This window comes from Enterobacter sp. DC4, assembly GCF_000568095.1.
In the GTDB taxonomy this organism is placed as follows: Bacteria; Pseudomonadota; Gammaproteobacteria; order Enterobacterales; family Enterobacteriaceae; genus Enterobacter; species Enterobacter pseudoroggenkampii.
Genome location: NZ_AZUB01000003.1, coordinates 241,474 through 258,512, shown reverse-complemented (window position 1 = coordinate 258,512; position 17,039 = coordinate 241,474). Strand labels below are relative to the sequence as shown.

20 protein-coding genes and 3 tRNA genes are annotated in these 17,039 nt (G+C 53.5%); 8 read left to right on the top strand and 15 right to left on the bottom strand.

What is annotated here, in order from left to right:
- Positions 1-16: 16 nt before the first annotated feature.
- The 8 genes from P349_RS13615 to P349_RS13650 form a co-directional block, all read right to left on the bottom strand.
- Entirely contained in the window at positions 17-499 is a 483-nt protein-coding gene (locus P349_RS13615; RefSeq protein ID WP_081758204.1) for a DUF2501 domain-containing protein, read from the bottom strand.
- A gap of 83 nt (positions 500-582) precedes the next feature.
- Entirely contained in the window at positions 583-1,320 is a 738-nt protein-coding gene (gene dnaC / locus P349_RS13620) for a DNA replication protein DnaC (RefSeq protein ID WP_032643964.1), read from the bottom strand.
- Positions 1,317-1,862: a primosomal protein DnaT gene (gene dnaT / locus P349_RS13625; protein ID WP_032649912.1), complete on the bottom strand. Its 546-nt coding sequence runs from the start codon at positions 1,860-1,862 to the stop codon at positions 1,317-1,319. Before dnaT ends, dnaC begins: the two co-directional genes overlap by 4 nt.
- A gap of 136 nt (positions 1,863-1,998) precedes the next feature.
- Complete coding sequence (locus tag P349_RS13630) at positions 1,999-2,427, bottom strand: organic hydroperoxide resistance protein (protein ID WP_006174091.1); 429 nt, start codon at positions 2,425-2,427, stop codon at positions 1,999-2,001.
- Positions 2,428-2,510: 83 nt separating this feature from the next.
- Positions 2,511-2,963: a MarR family winged helix-turn-helix transcriptional regulator gene (locus P349_RS13635; RefSeq protein WP_032650077.1), complete on the bottom strand. Its 453-nt coding sequence runs from the start codon at positions 2,961-2,963 to the stop codon at positions 2,511-2,513.
- Positions 2,964-3,004: 41 nt separating this feature from the next.
- Positions 3,005-3,646 (bottom strand): TetR family transcriptional regulator, encoded by a 642-nt coding sequence (locus P349_RS13640; protein ID WP_032649910.1) that lies wholly within the window; start codon positions 3,644-3,646, stop codon positions 3,005-3,007.
- A 67-nt stretch (positions 3,647-3,713) separates the two neighbouring features.
- A complete protein-coding gene (locus tag P349_RS13645) occupies positions 3,714-4,187 on the bottom strand; it encodes a threonine/serine exporter (protein ID WP_032649909.1) in 474 nt (157 codons plus the stop codon).
- On the bottom strand, positions 4,178-4,954 hold the full coding sequence (locus P349_RS13650) for a threonine/serine ThrE exporter family protein (RefSeq protein WP_032649907.1): 777 nt from the start codon (positions 4,952-4,954) through the stop codon (positions 4,178-4,180). Before P349_RS13650 ends, P349_RS13645 begins: the two co-directional genes overlap by 10 nt.
- Positions 4,955-5,365: 411 nt before the next feature.
- Here P349_RS13650 and P349_RS13655 point away from each other — a divergent pair, with 411 nt between their 5' ends.
- Both P349_RS13655 and bglJ read left to right on the top strand, forming a co-directional pair.
- Positions 5,366-6,103: a helix-turn-helix transcriptional regulator gene (locus tag P349_RS13655; protein ID WP_024908277.1), complete on the top strand. Its 738-nt coding sequence runs from the start codon at positions 5,366-5,368 to the stop codon at positions 6,101-6,103.
- Complete coding sequence (bglJ, locus tag P349_RS13660; protein ID WP_032649905.1) at positions 6,100-6,735, top strand: DNA-binding transcriptional activator BglJ; 636 nt, start codon at positions 6,100-6,102, stop codon at positions 6,733-6,735. Before P349_RS13655 ends, bglJ begins: the two co-directional genes overlap by 4 nt.
- A gap of 38 nt (positions 6,736-6,773) precedes the next feature.
- On the opposite strand, the gene P349_RS13665 is transcribed toward bglJ, so the two are convergent.
- Positions 6,774-7,232, bottom strand: a complete 459-nt coding sequence (locus tag P349_RS13665) for a YbaK/EbsC family protein (protein ID WP_008502085.1) — start codon at positions 7,230-7,232, stop codon at positions 6,774-6,776.
- A 328-nt stretch (positions 7,233-7,560) separates the two neighbouring features.
- On the opposite strand from P349_RS13665, the gene P349_RS13670 reads away from it, so the two are divergent.
- Complete coding sequence (locus P349_RS13670) at positions 7,561-8,907, top strand: PTS sugar transporter subunit IIC (protein ID WP_024908275.1); 1,347 nt, start codon at positions 7,561-7,563, stop codon at positions 8,905-8,907.
- A 539-nt stretch (positions 8,908-9,446) separates the two neighbouring features.
- On the opposite strand, the gene fhuF is transcribed toward P349_RS13670, so the two are convergent.
- On the bottom strand, positions 9,447-10,235 hold the full coding sequence (gene fhuF / locus P349_RS13675) for a siderophore-iron reductase FhuF (RefSeq protein WP_032649903.1): 789 nt from the start codon (positions 10,233-10,235) through the stop codon (positions 9,447-9,449).
- A gap of 95 nt (positions 10,236-10,330) precedes the next feature.
- Positions 10,331-11,395, bottom strand: a complete 1,065-nt coding sequence (locus tag P349_RS13680) for a GGDEF domain-containing protein (RefSeq protein WP_032649902.1) — start codon at positions 11,393-11,395, stop codon at positions 10,331-10,333.
- A 215-nt stretch (positions 11,396-11,610) separates the two neighbouring features.
- On the opposite strand from P349_RS13680, the gene P349_RS13685 reads away from it, so the two are divergent.
- The gene (locus P349_RS13685) at positions 11,611-11,880 is read left to right on the top strand and encodes a DUF1435 domain-containing protein (RefSeq protein WP_032649899.1); all 270 of its coding nucleotides are present in this window, start codon (positions 11,611-11,613) and stop codon (positions 11,878-11,880) included.
- A gap of 38 nt (positions 11,881-11,918) precedes the next feature.
- On the opposite strand, the gene P349_RS13690 is transcribed toward P349_RS13685, so the two are convergent.
- The 4 genes from P349_RS13690 to rsmC all read right to left on the bottom strand — a co-directional run bounded on the left by P349_RS13690 (position 11,919) and on the right by rsmC (position 13,453).
- Positions 11,919-12,004, bottom strand: a tRNA-Leu gene (locus P349_RS13690).
- A 47-nt stretch (positions 12,005-12,051) separates the two neighbouring features.
- A tRNA-Leu gene (locus P349_RS13695) sits at positions 12,052-12,138 on the bottom strand.
- Between the two features lie 28 nt (positions 12,139-12,166).
- Positions 12,167-12,253, bottom strand: a tRNA-Leu gene (locus tag P349_RS13700).
- A gap of 171 nt (positions 12,254-12,424) precedes the next feature.
- Entirely contained in the window at positions 12,425-13,453 is a 1,029-nt protein-coding gene (gene rsmC / locus P349_RS13705) for a 16S rRNA (guanine(1207)-N(2))-methyltransferase RsmC (RefSeq protein ID WP_024908271.1), read from the bottom strand.
- A 102-nt stretch (positions 13,454-13,555) separates the two neighbouring features.
- Here rsmC and P349_RS13710 point away from each other — a divergent pair, with 102 nt between their 5' ends.
- From P349_RS13710 to prfC, 4 genes are all read left to right on the top strand, one after another.
- Positions 13,556-13,969, top strand: coding sequence for a DNA polymerase III subunit psi (locus P349_RS13710; RefSeq protein WP_032649897.1), 414 nt, complete (start codon positions 13,556-13,558; stop codon positions 13,967-13,969).
- Positions 13,938-14,381 carry a ribosomal protein S18-alanine N-acetyltransferase gene (gene rimI / locus P349_RS13715; RefSeq protein WP_023334424.1) on the top strand — a complete coding sequence of 148 codons (444 nt, stop codon included), beginning with the start codon at positions 13,938-13,940 and terminating at the stop codon, positions 14,379-14,381. The genes P349_RS13710 and rimI overlap by 32 nt, the downstream gene beginning before the upstream one ends.
- A gap of 20 nt (positions 14,382-14,401) precedes the next feature.
- Entirely contained in the window at positions 14,402-15,079 is a 678-nt protein-coding gene (gene yjjG / locus P349_RS13720; RefSeq protein ID WP_008502077.1) for a pyrimidine 5'-nucleotidase, read from the top strand.
- 91 nt (positions 15,080-15,170) lie between these two features.
- Positions 15,171-16,760 carry a peptide chain release factor 3 gene (gene prfC, locus P349_RS13725; RefSeq protein WP_024908269.1) on the top strand — a complete coding sequence of 530 codons (1,590 nt, stop codon included), beginning with the start codon at positions 15,171-15,173 and terminating at the stop codon, positions 16,758-16,760.
- Positions 16,761-17,039: the final 279 nt, after the last annotated feature.

The window sequence follows — 17,039 nt, the reverse complement described above, 5'->3', positions numbered from 1 at the left end:
CAGAAAATGGGGTGGATCAGGAGATGAAATTAACGCCTTGTTTCAGCACCAGATCGCAGGCTTTGGTTTTCACCTGTTTGGCCAGAGAGGAGTTGCCGAGGGTGCTCAGGTTAAGCTGCTGACCGTTCTGCGCGTTAAGCAGGCCCTGAATGCCGTCCATATAGTTGGTGTCAGCTTTCTGCTCCTGGGTATCCAGACCCAGTTTACCCAGCACCTGATTTTTCACGTTTTGCGCGTCGGTCACGGAGGCCAGCTTTTGCTTCGCACAATATTCCAGAATCCCCGCCGCGTTGTTCATCGTGCCCGCGCTCAGGCTCTGGGCGCTATTGCCCAGCAGGCTGGTGAGGGAAGAGGCGGAGAGTCCGCCCTGCGTGCTGCTGCTCTCTTTGGTCAGCTCGTTTGCTGCGCTTGACAGGGACTCCTGCCAGGACGCCGCCTGCGCTGCACCGGTCACCAGCAGCGCGCCTAAAAAGGTGCTGACAATAATCTGTTTTTTCATCATGGCTCTCTCAAAAAGGTCCGTTTTGGGCCGAAGGGGTTCCAGTATATACCTGCGACCTGTCGGCGATTCCTGGAACTGTCTTAATACTCTTTGCCGGTGACGCGGCTGCGGTAACTTTCCCAGTCGAAGATGACATACAGGCTGTTACCCAGCTTCATGCGGTCCATGACGCGTTCCCCCAGCAGGCGGGTCATCTCGTCAATATTGTGGTTCGTCAGCATGCCGGTGGGGCGCTTGGACGAGGAGCGGCGATCGACAATCTGGTTGATGATCACTTTTTCATAGCGCGATTCCGTCTGAACGCCAATCTCGTCGATGACCAGCAGGTCGACATTACTCAGATCGTTAAGCAGCTGTTCTTCGCTGGTTTCGCGGTTGCTGAAGGTGTCTTTCATCGCAGACATGATATCGGCCACGGTGATGATAAGAACCGATTTACCGCGCAGAAGCAGCTCGTTGCAGATGGCGGCAGCAAGGTGGTTTTTTCCAGTGCCCGGCTTGCCGCTAAAGATGAAGCTGGCGATATTGCCGTCGAATTCATCCACGTACTGCCGTGCGGCGGCCAGCGCGTTCATCTGCCCGGTGGTCTCGATTTTATAGTTATCGAACGAGCAGTTCTGGTGCAGGGGACGGATACCGGAACGGTTAAAGGTGCGCTGCATTTTCATCGCCCGGTTTTCCCTGGCGAGCGCGGCGGCGCGGATTTCACCTTGCTCTTTTTGCCATGCCAGCAGCTCTTCACCGGTGGTGAAAGCGGGCTTCACGTTGGCAGGCATCATTTTTTGCAGACGTTTCATCAGGTCGCCGACGTTCTTCATTTCGCACCTCGGAATCCGCTGGGGATCTGTTTATCCGGTTCTGAAAACGCATTGATATCACGTTTTGGCTGGCCGTTGTTGCCGGCGCGAGTAATCTGGAGATGACGCGCGAGCTTTTGCTGCCACTGAATGTGGGTGAACACTTTCCCTTCCGCCTGCCACCAGGCGGTAAACGCGGCGAGCTCTTCCGCTGTGGCGGGTTGGGTTAACGCAATGCCCCACAGCGCGGCCTGTCGCTGGAAATCCGCATCCGGTTGCCAGCCCGCATAGAGGGCAAATTTGCCCATCGGAACGGTCATGGGAACGTTAACCGGTTCATCAAAGAACTGGCTATCCAGCGTGACATCGCTCGCCGGGCGTGACACTTGTGCTTCGATCTCAAGAAGCTGTGCCAGACGTTCCGGTGTGATTGCGTAAAACGCCGGCGCGTTGTCGGCAAAAACCGCAACCGTGCCGCCTTCGGCGTGAGTCAACACGCCGCGTGGGTCGCGCATAAAGGCATCAATGCCAGCAATGCTGGTGGTCAGAAGTCTGGAGGACATAACGCTTACTCTACTGATTACTACGGGCGTGATATGGACTTATGGTAGCACAGAGAGGGGAAAGGAAAGGAGGGGTAAAGTGCGGGCTGATGCCCTCACCCTGACCCTCTCCCATAGGGAGAGGGAACAGAAGGGATTACGCGATGATGTTCAGCGTCACGTCAATGTTGCCGCGGGTCGCGTTAGAGTACGGGCAAACAATGTGCGCCGCATCGACCAGCTTTTTGGCTTCCGCAGGATCCATACCTTCAACGTGGATGTTCAGTTTTGCTTCAATACCAAAACCGGTTGGCAGTGGGCCAATGCCGACTTCGCCTTCAATAAAGGCCTCTTTTGGCAGGGTGAATTTGTCGCGCGCTGCCACAAACTTCATCGCGCCCAGGAAACAGGCAGAGTAGCCGGCAGCAAACAGCTGCTCAGGGTTCGTCACGTCTCCCCCCATGCCGCCCATCTCTTTTGGCACACCCAGTTTGACGTCCAGTACGCCGTCGGAAGAGGTGGCTCGGCCGTCACGGCCTCCGGTGGCTTTGGCTTTGGCGGTATAAACGACTTTTTCTAAAGACATGGCAGGTTCCTCATCTTGTTTAATGTGTGCTATTAAATAGCGTGCGATATATATGGGTAAATAATCACGCGTAAAGTATAGCTTTACGCGCGGTGTAGCTGTTGTCGCAAAAGTTCGAGCTGCTGTTTGAGCGCCAGCAGGGTGTCGGTATCACACTGCGCTGCGCAACCCACCGCATGGGGGATACCCAATGCCTGCTGCTGCAGTTCACGTCCCGCTTCACTCAGGGTGACGGCGACCTGGCGTTCATCTTTACGTGAACGGTGGCGGTTGATGAGCCCGGAGCTTTCAAGCCGCTTCAACAGCGGCGTCAGGGTCGCAGAGTCCAGAAACAGCCGTTCACCGATGTCCGACACCGTCATATCATCCTGCTCCCACAGCACCAGCATCACCAGATATTGCGGGTAGGTCAGGTTCAGCGGTGCCAGCAGCTGCCGGTACAGCTTGTTAAGCGCCAGGTTTGCCGAATAGAGGGCAAAGCAGAGCTGGTTATCCAGCTTGAGCGCAGCGGTTGCGTCGTTCGTTTTCGCGTTCATGAGATGAATATAGGTAGTGTGCGATTTAATTGCAAGCAATTTTATGGGCAAGTATAGCGGAGCGCCACCTGAACGGCCATTTTGCGGTAGTGCTGGCGCTGAGCCTGCTCGTTTGCGCCTTCTTCAAACAACAGCGTAAAGGTGTAGCTGTTGGCAACGTAGTGAAAGCTGAAGCTGCTTATCAGACGATGAAGATCGCGGGCGTCTACCGTCTCACTGAAGAGCTGTTTTTCTTTGCCCCGGCGCAGGATCTCCTCCAGCAGGTCGAGCGCGCTGCGGTTGACCTGGCGGAGATAGCTCGACTGCTGCATAAAGCGGCCGCGCTGCATGTTTTCCATGCAGATAATCCGGATGTAGTCAGGGTGGTCGGCATGATAATCAAAGGTGGCTTCAACCAGATTGACCAGCGCTTCGACCGGGGGCATTCCCGTCAGGCTTAGCGCTTTTTCACTGGCGCGAATCTGGGTGTAAACATGTTCCAGAACCAGGAGATAGAGGTTCTCTTTATTCTTGAAATGGTAAACCACCATGCGTTTGGTGGTGCCCGCTTTCTCTGCGATCTGCTCCATCCGTGCACCGTTCAATCCATACTCGGCAAAAAGCGCGATGGCGCTCTGAAAGATTTTCTCTTTCAGGCTGGATTCTTCACTGTGCTCGGGGTGTTCGCTGCCAGGGTTAGCCACATCCTTTCCTTATTTTCACCAAACGGACCAGAAGGATTATCTCCACGGCAGCGAAATAACACAAATATCAAACGCGTGGGCGTTTGCGGTACAGCCACAGTCCGGGGATCGACAGCCCGATGGAGAGCGCGCCGACGATGGATGACGCCTTAAGAAAGTTGCTCAGGAGGAGGATCATCTGAGGCTCGGTATAACCGAAATGACTGATTTTCACTGCGGAAATCATCGCCGTATACGCAGATATGCCTGGGAACATCGGGATCACCGCGGCAACAGTGAACACTTTGGGATGCGCCAGATACCAGCGCGACCACTGGATGCCGATACTGCCGACCAGCATGGAAGCGATGAACGTTGACCATTCGATGTTAAAACCCGCCGTCATCATCACCATTCGCGAGCCATGGCCAATCGCACCCAGCAGCGCGCACCACGGCAGCGCGCGTTGCGGTACGTTAAATACCATCGCGAAGCCGACGGCAGGGATGGCGGCCAGAAGCATGTCCTGTGCCAGCGTCAGCAGAAAATCTATCACGCCCATCCGCGTAACCCCCAGAGAGTCATGGCCATGACCACGCCGATGCAGGTCGCCAGCGTCAGCAGGCTGGCGATAGCCCAGCGTGCCAGACCGGTATTGATATGCCCTTTAAACATGTCGGCGACGGCGTTGATCAGCGGAAAGCCCGGGACCAGCAGAAGCACGCTGGCGGCCATGGCAACGGTTGGGGTGTTGGCAAACTGCGGCAGGCGCAGAAGCAGGCCGGAAACCGTGGTGGCGACAAACGCGGTAATGCAGAAGTTAATTTGCGGGTGCAGCTGCCGGTGCGTCAGCAACTGGCGAACATACATGGCGATACTGCTGGCAAAAAAGGTGACGATCGCGCCGTCCCAGCCGCCTTTATTGAGCTTACAAAAGCAGGCGCAAGAGAGCCCTACCATTAACACGACGAGCCAGCGCGGATAACGTAATGGCTTGATCTGGTTGAACCGTTTTTCAATTTCATGAAGATCGAGAAGCTTGTGTTCAGCAAGGATCACGATGTGCTGCACTTCGGTCACGACGTGCATGTTAATACCGCGGTCATGGTTTTTGCGGGTGGAGGTCAGGCACTGACCGTCTTTGATCGTGGTCAGCACAATGGCGTTGGATGAGATCGCGCTTTCAACGCTATCCATACCCAGCGCCACTCCCAGCCGGGTGGAGAGCTCCTCAACCAGCGCGCTTTCCGCGCCGTGCTGGAGCAGAAAAAGGCCGCACTTTATACATAGCCGCGTGATAGCACGCTGCGTTGACCGATCTGCCTGCATGTATTGTCCTGAAAAAGATGGATAGGTTGCCGGTTAGCCCGTAGTGAGTACTTTTAGCACAAAGTGCAGTCCCTCTTGCTGTGGGCCAGATCAAGGTTTATGCAAACAGTTTCAGCCCGTATCACGAAAGGGGAGTTGGGTTAAATTATCAATGCGGTGAATTATAAATATAAAAATATAGAATATTTGTATTTAGTTATTCTAATTTTATATTGTCGTTATTTTAATGGCTCCGCAATTAAATTTATTTGCGCTTTATGAGATATTACCGTTGTTTTAGGCATTTCTTATACTAAGAACATATCTCATCTTCTGCTTGTATTAATCAGTTTTACACTCAGGGACGAAAATACTCATACATTGGTGCGTTTTAACGTTACTCATCAAATGAAGAATGGACACGGAGGGTCTATGTTGTCATTGCATGGTAAGTATGGCGTTGTCATTAGCCGGATGCCCGTGATGCAAAACGGGTTAGGGGGCGTGATGGCACGCCATTTCCCGGATTTTGAATTGACCTATTGTCGCTCATTGCAGGAGTTAACACTGCTCCAGCTACGCCGCGCAGATGTCATTATTGCCGATATTTCAGGTGAATATAGAAATCCTCGGGGAACCCTCGAAGAGTATTACGGTTTATTGAACCAATACCGGGACATTCACTGGATCTTTTTAGTCTCGCGGCCGCTTTACCCTATTGCGGTTGAGTTGCTTATGCGCCCGGAAAGCACGTTGCTGTCTGATATGGAGCCCATTGAAGGCGTGGTTAACGCGATTCGGGCAGGTAGCGAGCGGGCAGAGCGGATAAGCCAGACGTTATTAACCCCGGAGCCTCAAAGTACGGAGGATGAAGACGAACACGTTATCGCACTCACGCACTCCGAACGCAAGGTACTGCGTCTGTTAGGTAAAGGATGGGGGATTAACCAAATCGCCACATTGCTGAAGAAGAGCAATAAAACCATCAGTGCGCAGAAAAACAGTGCGATGCGGCGGCTATCTTTACGTAGTAATGCCGATATGTACGCCTGGATCAACAGTACGCAGGGAATGAGAGAGCTGAATTTGATGTCAGCCTATGGAGAGTTTGAGGAATGGAAAAAACCGATTCAACACGACATATCGCCATCGTCGAAAATTGCACGATGAGTGCTGTTGGGCTACAGCATTTATTTGCGATGCCCGGCCTGAATCACTATCAGCTGCATCTGTTTAGCGAATTTGACAGCTTCAAGAAAGCACTTCAGCACGTCAATTTTTTCTCGCTGATCTATTCACTTTCCGATGCACGAGAGGAGCGCCGTAACTGTCTGGCGCACCTGCGGGAGCTCGCGTTTACGCATGGTCATATCCAGCGCATTATCCTGGTCGCTGATGAGACGGAAGCACGGTTAGTTAGCCATCTTTCACCGTCACGCCTTCACGGTGTGGTCAGTAAATCGCTGACGCTTGAGCACCTGCAGCAGGAACTTATGGTGTTGTTGAGTGAAACGCTGCGCATCAATGACAATATGATGAATCACTGGTACCGGAGCCAAAACAGAATGTTAAGCCCAACGGAACGGGCAATATTGCGTTATATGTCTTGCGGCTATTCTATTCCTCAAATCGCGGCACAGCTTGAACGCAATATTAAGACCATCCGGGCGCATAAGTTTAATGCGATGGTGAAGCTGGGGGTGAGCTCTGACGTCGGGTTGCTCGATGCGGCGGATATTATTACTCACCTTCCGGCAAGAGAACCGCGAAGTTCGGCACTCAGCAAGCCGACCTTTTTATAGCCAGCCCGGTGCGCGCCAGACAGGCTCTGGCGCATCAATCAGATGCAAACGTCAACCCACTTTGCGGAAGTCAGCTCTGCCATTCTGTCAGGTGAAATACGCACGGCACTATGAATTGCGCCTGCGGCGGGCAGGACTTCGGCGTACTGCTTTAATGAGATATCGCAGTAAACCGCGAGCGGATTTTCCAGCCCGAACGGGCACACGCCGCCAACGGGATGACCGGTGATGGTCACCACTTCATCACTGCTGAGCATGCGCGCTTTCGCACCAAACGTGTCTTTCAGCTTTTTGTTATCCAGGCGCGCATCGCCTTTCGCCACCACCAGAATCACCTCATTTTTCACCTTGAGTGACAAGGTCTTGGCGATTTGTCCCGGTTCAACACGATGGGCGGCAGCAGCCAACGCAACGGTAGCGGTACTCTGGCTAAGTTCAATTACGTCTATATCCGGCGCGTTGTCGGCAAAAAACTGCTGTACAGACTGCAAACTCATTGTTTCCTCCTGACAAATATCCTGCGTAATCTGTCATAAGAATTTATGCTCTGTAAATATCTCTTAAGTAACAAATATCCCGAACGGCTGATTTCTGGATCCTCTTCACATTCGCGGAAACCGGTTACAGTAACCGGTTGCAGAGCGTGATGCGTCGATTAATACTGAGTACGTAACGTCCCCTGTATCCAATAATAAGAGCCAAATATGAAACCATTTCGTCTGAGCAGTACCACTGGTACACAAGCCAGCAAGGTTGTGAAGCTGATTTATGGAACAACGTGCGGCGCGAAAGTGCCCGTAACAAACGTCTGACAGGAGATCTGCCATGTCTGCCAACCATGCTGCGTTTAACCTGATATTCCGTTTCGTTGAAAATTACGTGAGCCCGATTGCCGGGCGGATCTCTTCCCAGCGTCATGTCATGGCTATTCGTGATGGGTTTATCTCCGCGATGCCATTTATGATTGTGGGTTCATTTTTGTTAGTGTTCGCTTACCCACCTTTTTCGCCTGATACCACGTGGGGTTTCGCCCGCGCCTGGCTGGATATGGCGAAGCAGTTTGAAGGCCAAATCCTGACGCCGTTTGATATGACGATGGGCATTATGTCCATTTATATCTGTGCGGCCATTGCCTATAACCTTGGCAAACACTATGTCAAATCGCACCAGTTAGACCCGTTCATGTGCGCCATGCTGTCGCTGATGGCGTTTCTGCTGGTCGCGGCACCGAAAACCAAAGGCACGCTTCCTGTCGACAGTCTGGGGGGAACGGGGATTTTTACCGCGATTCTGGTGGCGATCTACTGCGTTGAGATGATGCGTTTCCTCAAGGCGCATAACATCGGTATTCGCCTGCCAGACCAGGTTCCTCCGATGATCAAAAACTCTTTTGATCTGCTGATCCCGGTGCTGGTGGTGGTGTTAACGCTCTATCCTCTGAGCCTGGTCATTCAGTCTCAGTTTGGCATGCTGATCCCGCAGGCCATTATGTCGGTCTTTAAACCGCTGGTTTCCGCGGCGGATTCACTGCCTGCGATCCTGCTGGCGGTGTTGATTGGTCATCTGCTGTGGTTCGCCGGGATCCACGGCGCCGCCATCGTCTCCGGAATGCTGCAGATGTTCTGGCTGACTAACCTGGGCGCTAACCAGACCGCACTGGCCGCCAGCCAGCCTCTACCGCATATCTTCATGGAGGCGTTCTGGACGTTCTTTATCGTGATTGGCGGATCGGGCGCGACGATGGGGCTGGTGATTTGCTATCTGCGTAGCCGTTCAGCGCATTTACGCTCTATCGGGCGTTTGAGCGTGGTGCCCAGCTTCTTTAACATCAACGAACCTGTCATTTTCGGTACACCAATCGTGATGAACCCGGTGTTCTTTATTCCGTTCCTGCTGGCACCGATGGTTAACGCCGTGCTGGCGTGGGCGGCGATGACGTTTGATTTGATTGGCCGCGTCATCTCGGTCGTTCCCTGGACGGCACCGGCGCCGATAGGGGCAGCATGGGCTCTGGGCTGGGACTTCCGCGCGGCTATTCTGGTTGTGGTTCTGGCCTGCGTATCGGCGATCATCTACTTCCCGTTCTTCAAAGTGTATGAGAAGCAGCTGCTGGAGCAGGAAGCGGAAGAAGCGCAGCGTAATGCGGAAGAGGACAATCAGCAGGTGGCTTAGGTAAAAGCAAAACGGCAACGCAGGTTGCCGTTTTTAGTGTTTGTTCCCTCTCCCCGTGGGCTGAGGAATCCCCACAAAATAATGCCTGCACGGACGACCCCCTCTCCCTTGAGGGAGAGGGCTGGGGTGAGGGGGAACATACGGCTGTGGTGGTCATTCCGTTCACTTTATGTTTCTTGCTACTCTGTAAGGACATGACCGGTGAACGTGCCATGGCGGCTCAATCGCCGCCGCCCTGGCGACCCGGGCTCCCGGCGGTAAATCGCCGCTTCGCGGTACCCTCAGCTTATTCCTTCAGGCTATCGGGTCGGGCATGAGCCTGCATCCCTGCAGGCCACGCCCTCTCGGCGCATCCCTGCGCCTCGCCCCGGCCTTACGGAAACGCTTCGGCGATTTACAGCCGGACCAGGGCGTCGCTGTAAGCTATTAATTTTTTTTGAAGCAACCTTCATCGCTTCAGGTAAAAAAAATTACTGGGGATTCCTCGGTCCTGTGGGAGAGGGTCAGGGTGAGGGCATCAGGCCGGGCAATTCACTGCTCTACTTCAGCGTGCAATCCCCGCATTGCTTAACGTCCGGCAGGCGATAGCGCTGGCAGCAGGTGCGACGAACCAGAAGCCCATCACGGAGAACGACGGTTCGGAACAACGGGTTGTCACGGCCATCGGAAAGCTGTTTTGCAAAGAAACAGGACTGACGTAGGGCGTCAACGTTCTCATCACCGAGAAGCGGCTTCATTTCCGTTAAATACCAATGGATTAAATAGCCCGTATTGCTCCAGATAAGCTTCCCGTTAATCTCTCCCGTCGCTTCCAGCGCTTCCACCACCGGGATCAGGGCCTGAGTGATAAGCTGCTCCATACGTTCCTGAGCAGTCAGGCGTTCCGCGCTCTGGTCTTCATGTAGATCAATCCAGAAGCAGGCAGCACGTCCGGTTTCGTGAAACTCGACGTGGAAATTATCCGGCGAGAGTTCCAGCATGCTCTTCTGTGTTAAGAGCGCCAGCATGAGGGGAGGCACCATCAGCCCGATATACCACTGTGCCCAGAGTGAGAGCAGGGGTTTATTTTCCCGCGTAAGGGTGGGCTGATTGCGATAGATATGGTCGGAATAGGTGGCCAGCAGCGATTGCAGTTTTGCCGGTTGGCGCCACTCTGAGAGCGTCATGGCGTGGTTCGGGGGTGCTTCATCAAGCCGGATAAAGTCCAGCAGGTGGGCGCGCGTTTCTGCAATCTTGTCCCGTATGGCATCCGCAAGCGAAGCATTCCCGCTGGTGAGGGGCGCTCGCCAGAGGAGGGGTTCGACGATGTGTGCGGTATGCGTGGCCATAGTATAGATAGAAATCTAAATGATAATGATTGCCAATCCTAACTATTGCTCATACCAATGGCAAGACTTTTGTCCTGGTGACATCGCCGTGATGTTTACGCCGTCTGAATCTCTTCACTCAACAGAATGTTGTTGCGCCCCATATGCTTTGCTTCGTAGAGGGCTTTATCCGCTTTTTCCAGCGCGCCTTCCACGTCTTCATCCTCGAAAATGGCAATACCAATGCTGATGGTAACGTTTGTCGCGACGCTTTCGTTAAACAGATGCGGGATTTTCAAATCGTAGACTTTCTGACGGATCCGCTCGGCCGTCTGGCGAGCATGTTCGAGTGAGATGTTGGTCAGCAGCACCATAAATTCTTCCCCACCAAAACGCGCCACAATATCGCGAGAACGCACGGCATCGCGGATTGCCGCAGAGACGCGCTTCAGCGCCTGGTCGCCCATCATATGGCCGTAATGGTCGTTATAGGCTTTGAAGTGGTCGATATCCATCAGCAGGACAAAGTGCTCGCCGTTCTCTACCGTGGGCAAATTCTCCAGACGGCTTTGCAGACCGCGACGATTATAGAGCCCGGTAAGCGGGTCCATCATGCTGAGATCGGTAAGGGTTTCTCGTTCCTCCAGAAGGCGAGAAAGGAGCTCCTGAGCAAAACGGTCGTTGCGTCTTTGCAAAATGTTATGAATAGCAATTGCCACCACAGGAAGTGCGAAAGAATAGGTCATTCGCAGCCATATATCGTGATCGCTTAACCACAGGCAGACAATAAAGGTGGGCAATGAATGCAGCGTAAAGGCTTTGATATTACTGGCGAACGCCAGCGTGCCGATAAAAAGCACCGTTAAAAGGGCGATTAACAAATACGTCGCATGATCGTGGGTAATTAAGGCGAATTTGGAGACAATTTGCCAGGCCCACAAAATACCGAAGATCCCTGAAACGACAGGAATATTTATCTTCCGCGCGCGCTTTCTCCAGTGCCAGACGAACAGGCCGGTACTGATGGAGAATATAGCAATCAGAGGGGCGGAAAACAGTCGTACAGAATTGAGCGGGTTTGTTACCGAGAACACTGCCGATGTTGCGTTCAGAAATAAAAATAAACGTAACGATAATTGATATTTTCTGTGAACCAAAGACCGCCAGGATTGTGATGTCATAGTCGTGTATTTTTATTAAAATTTAATTAAAACAAATAAATAGATGTCGTTTCACAATTAAATATGCAAAAAGCTCAAAGAGTAATTATCAGAAAATCTTTAGACGTTGTTAACAGGTGCGCAATTTATCACCTTAGGCAATTCCTGTCATTACGGGAAAGGTAAAGGTCGATGGATTTTGATTCATTCAGCTGACAAATGATAATTCCTGTCATATGATATTGGTTATCATTATCGTTGTGAGAGGGCAGATCATGTTGAACAGGGCGCTGGGAAGTTGTTGGGGGGTATTGCTACCGGGAGCCATTCTCGGCGGTTTGACGTTTGCCGATCTCTCTCTCGATACCTGGAAAGCCATCATTGTATCAGGACTGTTAGTCACGTCAGGCATGATCTGGCATAAGCAACTACGTCACTTTGTTTTACTGCCATCCTGCGTAGCACTGGTCAGTGGAATTCTGGTGATACTGATGAGTTTGAAATAACAGGGAAAAGAAGATATTCAGAGGGGTTGTAAGATAATTGGTGCGAGGGGGGGGACTCGAACCCCCACATCCTAAGGACACTAACACCTGAAGCTAGCGCGTCTACCAATTCCGCCACCTTCGCACAGTCATCTTACTATTTACATCATTACTATGTTGATATCGCCTCGTTGGTGCGAGGGGGGGGACTCGAACCCCCACATCCGTAAGGACACTAACACCTGAAGCTAGCGCGTCTACCAATTCCGCCACCTTCGCCCAGTGCGAGCAATATCATCGTGATTTATGGTGCGAGGGGGGGGACTCGAACCCCCACATCCGTAAGGACACTAACACCTGAAGCTAGCGCGTCTACCAATTCCGCCACCTTCGCATACCATCGATACTGTAAAAGTATCGTAACCACGGAGGCGCATTCTAGATGTTTTCAGCTTTACGTCAACTGAAAAGTGCTCACCTTTTATTGATTGCTGCAAAAATGGCCGGAACTGAGACGCCTGCTTGCCGGATAGTGATTGCGCTTATCCGGCCTGCAGGATTGAGATTACTTTTTGGCCTGGCGTGTCATCACGGTACGATAGACCTTAAAGCGGCCGGTCTGCGCGATCACTTCGTGGAAGCCAAAGGTTTCGTCCAGCACTTTCGGGTACGCCAGGAAGGCGTTCGCAACGATACGCAACTCGCCGCCGCTGTTAAGGTGACGGGTTGCGCCACGGATCAGCGTTTGTGCCGCTTCAAGGCTGGTTTCCATACCGTCGTGGAACGGCGGGTTGGAGATGATCATGTCGAAGCGACCGGTGACGTCAGAGAAGACGTTGCTGGCAATCACCTCGCCTTCAATGCCGTTTGCGGCAAGCGTTGCGCGGCTGGCTTCAACCGCCGGGGCGCTCACGTCACACAGGGTTAAGCGCACCTTTGGCGAATGGCTGGCGAGCACGGTAGAGAGCACGCCCGCGCCGCAGCCCACGTCCAGCACTTTGCCTTTGGTGTGCGGCGTCAGAGTGGAGAGCAGCAGCTTGCTGCCCGTATCCAGCGCGTCACGGCTGAACACGCCCGGCAGGGTTTTGATGGTCAAGCCGTCAAGCTGGTATTCGTCCCAGTAAGCCTGCGCATCAAACGTTGTCTGTTTTTCCAGTCGTCCGTGGTACAGACCACAGCGGCGGGCGCTGTCGACTTTATTCAGCGGCGCGTAGTCTTCCAGCATCTGTTCAGCGCTACGCACGCCGCTGCGGTTCTCTCCTACCACGAAAATATCGCAGCCGACCGGAAGCAGGGAGAGCAGGTTCATCAGCTGGAACTGGGCTTCCGGTTTATTCTTCGGCCAGTAGTAAATCAGCGTATCGCAGTCGGCGATATCGCTCTGCTCCGCCACCAGGCTAAAGCGCGCGCGCTCGCCCATCTGACGGCTCAGCACCTGCCAGTGGTGGTAATATTGGGTGTGGGCACGGCTTTCAGCACAGTCGAAACGCGCGGGCAGGTCATCCTGCATATCTCCGGCAAACAGAATACGGCTTTCTTCGAAATCATCACTGTGACGCAGCAAGACTTCACTTGCCGGGGTAAATGCAGACATGAATTGTTCCTCAATAAACTCAGGCGGGGATTATAGTAGGTAGATGGCGCACTTTCGACACATTTGCTATATTTGCGCGCCTGAGAGACAGGAGTTTTCCCTATGACATCCCGACGAGACTGGCAGTTGCAGCAGCTGGGCATCACCCAGTGGGCTTTGCGTCGCCCGACGGCGTTTCAGGGCGAAATCGCTATCTCCATCCCGGCGCACGTTCGGCTGGTGATGGTGGCGGAAGAACTGCCTGCCCTGAATGAACCCCTGATCGATGATGTCCTTCGCAGCCTGAAGCTGACGGCCGACCAGGTTTTACCGCTGACGCCAGAGCGTGTCGCGATGCTGCCTCCTGATAGCCGCTGTAACAGCTGGCGTATCGGAGAGACAAACGAGATCCCCCTCCAGGGGAGCCAGATCTGCTCGCCAGCGCTGGACGAACTGAAAGCCAACCCAAAAGCGCGCAGCGCGCTATGGCAACAAATCTGCGAATATGAACACGATTTCTTCCCTCACGACGCCTGACCTGACCACAGCGTTTGCGATTGAAACACGCGCCCACGCGTTTCCGTGGAGCGAAAAAACCTTCGCCAGCAATCAGGGCGAACGGTATCTGAACTACCGCCTGGACGTTGACGGCACCATGGCCGCTTTCGCGATCACGCAGGTTGTTCTTGATGAGGCGACGCTGTTTAATATCGCGGTTGATCCCGCGTTTCAGCGCCGTGGGCTGGGAAGAGAACTGCTTGAGCACCTCATCCGTGAGCTCGAAACCCGTGACGTTTTCACCCTGTGGCTGGAGGTGCGCGCGTCGAATGTCGCCGCCATCGCGCTCTATGAAAGCTTAGGCTTTAACGAGGCGACAATCCGCCGTAACTACTACCCCACCGCAGAGGGACGTGAAGACGCCATCATAATGGCTCTGCCGATTGGATAATAAAAAATAAGGTTGTAACGATGAAATGGGACTGGATTTTCTTTGATGCCGACGAAACGCTGTTTACGTTCGATTCGTTCGGCGGCCTGCAGCGGATGTTTCTCGACTATAGCGTGACCTTCACCGCTGAAGATTTTCAGGACTATCAGGCGGTAAACAAGCCGCTGTGGGTGGATTACCAGAACGGTGCCATCACCGCGTTACAGCTTCAGCACCAGCGCTTTGACGTCTGGGCGGAACGTTTAAAGGTCAGTCCGGGGACGCTGAACGAGGCGTTTCTGAACGCGATGGCGGATATCTGCGCGCCACTGCCGGGCGCGGTTTCCCTGCTGAACGCGTTGAAAGGCAAGGTGAAACTGGGGATCATCACCAACGGTTTTACCGCCCTGCAGCAGATCCGCCTCGAGCGCACCGGCCTGCGCGATCATTTCGACGCGCTGGTGATCTCGGAAGAGGTGGGTGTACCTAAACCGGATCCGCGAATTTTCGATTATGCGCTGGCGCAGGCCGGTAATCCCGACCGCGATCGCGTCCTGATGGTGGGGGATACGGCAGAGTCAGATATTCTGGGCGGCATGAAGGCCGGTTTGTCGACCGTCTGGCTCAACGCGCATGGCCGCGTTAAGCCTGAAGGCATCGAGCCGACCTGGACCGTGACGTCGTTGAACGAACTGGAGCAACTCCTGTGTAAACAATGATTGCCTGCCCCCCGTTGATGGGTAAAATAGCCGCAATTTTGTATTCCATGATGCGTGGCGTGCTGCCGCGCTTATAAAAGAAGATTTAATTATGACGTTGTCTCCTTATCTGCAAGAGGTGGCCAAGCGCCGCACTTTTGCCATTATCTCGCACCCGGATGCCGGTAAAACGACCATCACTGAGAAGGTGTTACTGTTCGGACAGGCGATCCAGACTGCGGGTACCGTTAAAGGCCGTGGCTCCAGCCAGCATGCAAAATCTGACTGGATGGAGATGGAAAAGCAGCGTGGTATTTCGATTACCACCTCCGTGATGCAGTTCCCGTATCACGACTGCCTGGTGAACCTGCTGGACACCCCGGGGCACGAAGACTTCTCCGAAGATACCTACCGTACCCTGACGGCGGTGGACTGCTGTCTGATGGTGATCGACGCCGCGAAAGGTGTCGAAGACAGGACCCGTAAGCTGATGGAAGTCACCCGTCTGCGCGATACGCCGATCCTCACCTTTATGAACAAACTCGACCGTGACATCCGCGATCCGATGGAAGTGATGGATGAAGTGGAAAACGAGCTGAAGATCGCCTGTGCGCCAATCACCTGGCCAATCGGCTGCGGTAAGCTGTTCAAAGGGGTTTATCACCTCTATAAAGACGAAACTTACCTGTATCAGACAGGTAAAGGCCACACCATTCAGGAAGTGCGCATCGTGAAAGGTCTGGACAACCCGGATCTGGACGCGGCGGTTGGCGAAGAGCTGGCCGCGCAGCTGCGCGACGAGCTGGAGCTGGTGAAGGGCGCGTCTCACGAGTTCGACAAAGAGCTGTTCCTGAGCGGTGAAATCACTCCGGTCTTCTTCGGTACCGCACTGGGTAACTTCGGCGTTGACCACATGCTGGACGGTCTGGTGGAGTGGGCGCCGCGTCCGATGCCGCGTAAAACCGATACCCGTGAAGTGGAAGCGCAGGAAGAGAAATTTACCGGCTTCGTGTTCAAAATTCAGGCCAACATGGATCCGAAACACCGCGACCGCGTGGCCTTTATGCGCGTGGTGTCCGGTAAGTATGAAAAGGGCATGAAGCTGCGCCAGGTGCGTACCGGGAAAGATGTGGTGATCTCCGACGCCCTGACCTTTATGGCGGGTGACCGTTCGCACGTTGAAGAAGCCTATCCGGGTGACATCATCGGTCTGCACAACCATGGCACTATTCAGATCGGCGATACCTTCACCCAAGGCGAAATGATGAAGTTCACCGGCATTCCGAACTTCGCGCCGGAGCTGTTCCGTCGTATCCGTCTGCGCGATCCGCTGAAGCAGAAACAGCTGCTGAAAGGCCTGGTGCAGCTCTCCGAGGAGGGCGCCGTGCAGGTCTTCCGCCCAATCGCGAACAACGATCTGATCGTTGGTGCGGTCGGCGTGCTGCAGTTTGACGTGGTTGTCGCGCGTCTGAAGAGCGAATACAACGTGGAAGCGATTTACGAGTCGGTGAACGTCGCGACCGCGCGCTGGGTCGAGTGTTCTGACGTGAAGAAATTCGAAGAGTTTAAGCGTAAGAATGAAGTTCAGCTGGCGCTGGATGGTGGCGATAACCTGACCTATATCGCGCCAACCATGGTGAACCTGAACCTGACGCAGGAACGTTATCCTGACGTTCAGTTCCGTAAAACCCGCGAGCACTAATCCCCTCTCAGAGCACGGCTGCCGCCGTGCTCTTCTTTAATTCCTGTCTTATTAATCCCTTGCGGAATGTTCTTAATTCAACGCAATTTCACTCTATTCGCGCGTTTTTTACCCAATTCTGAAAGCGGCTCTGTGAGAGTGATCTATATTTAACTCAGTGTTTAACACCGGGCGTGGATAAATTAACTGTTCAATGCATGACTTTAGGTTATCCATTTTGCCCGTGTGTTTATTCGCAATATATATCACTACTAAGGAAGTGCGTAGCCCGAATAACGG

Bases quoted from the DNA above. Each gene is read 5' to 3' on its own strand.
- P349_RS13615 (WP_081758204.1), bottom strand. From the start codon at position 499: ATGAAAAAACAGATTATTGTCAGCACCTTTTTAGGCGCGCTGCTGGTG.
- dnaC (WP_032643964.1), bottom strand. From the start codon at position 1,320: ATGAAGAACGTCGGCGACCTGATGAAACGTCTGCAAAAAATGATGCCT.
- dnaT (WP_032649912.1), bottom strand. From the start codon at position 1,862: ATGTCCTCCAGACTTCTGACCACCAGCATTGCTGGCATTGATGCCTTT.
- P349_RS13630 (WP_006174091.1), bottom strand. From the start codon at position 2,427: ATGTCTTTAGAAAAAGTCGTTTATACCGCCAAAGCCAAAGCCACCGGA.
- P349_RS13635 (WP_032650077.1), bottom strand. From the start codon at position 2,963: ATGAACGCGAAAACGAACGACGCAACCGCTGCGCTCAAGCTGGATAAC.
- P349_RS13645 (WP_032649909.1), bottom strand. From the start codon at position 4,187: ATGGGCGTGATAGATTTTCTGCTGACGCTGGCACAGGACATGCTTCTG.
- P349_RS13650 (WP_032649907.1), bottom strand. From the start codon at position 4,954: ATGCAGGCAGATCGGTCAACGCAGCGTGCTATCACGCGGCTATGTATA.
- P349_RS13655 (WP_024908277.1), top strand. From the start codon at position 5,366: ATGTTGTCATTGCATGGTAAGTATGGCGTTGTCATTAGCCGGATGCCC.
- bglJ (WP_032649905.1), top strand. From the start codon at position 6,100: ATGAGTGCTGTTGGGCTACAGCATTTATTTGCGATGCCCGGCCTGAAT.
- P349_RS13665 (WP_008502085.1), bottom strand. From the start codon at position 7,232: ATGAGTTTGCAGTCTGTACAGCAGTTTTTTGCCGACAACGCGCCGGAT.
- P349_RS13670 (WP_024908275.1), top strand. From the start codon at position 7,561: ATGTCTGCCAACCATGCTGCGTTTAACCTGATATTCCGTTTCGTTGAA.
- fhuF (WP_032649903.1), bottom strand. From the start codon at position 10,235: ATGGCCACGCATACCGCACACATCGTCGAACCCCTCCTCTGGCGAGCG.
- P349_RS13680 (WP_032649902.1), bottom strand. From the start codon at position 11,395: ATGACATCACAATCCTGGCGGTCTTTGGTTCACAGAAAATATCAATTA.
- P349_RS13685 (WP_032649899.1), top strand. From the start codon at position 11,611: ATGATATTGGTTATCATTATCGTTGTGAGAGGGCAGATCATGTTGAAC.
- rsmC (WP_024908271.1), bottom strand. From the start codon at position 13,453: ATGTCTGCATTTACCCCGGCAAGTGAAGTCTTGCTGCGTCACAGTGAT.
- P349_RS13710 (WP_032649897.1), top strand. From the start codon at position 13,556: ATGACATCCCGACGAGACTGGCAGTTGCAGCAGCTGGGCATCACCCAG.
- rimI (WP_023334424.1), top strand. From the start codon at position 13,938: ATGAACACGATTTCTTCCCTCACGACGCCTGACCTGACCACAGCGTTT.
- yjjG (WP_008502077.1), top strand. From the start codon at position 14,402: ATGAAATGGGACTGGATTTTCTTTGATGCCGACGAAACGCTGTTTACG.
- prfC (WP_024908269.1), top strand. From the start codon at position 15,171: ATGACGTTGTCTCCTTATCTGCAAGAGGTGGCCAAGCGCCGCACTTTT.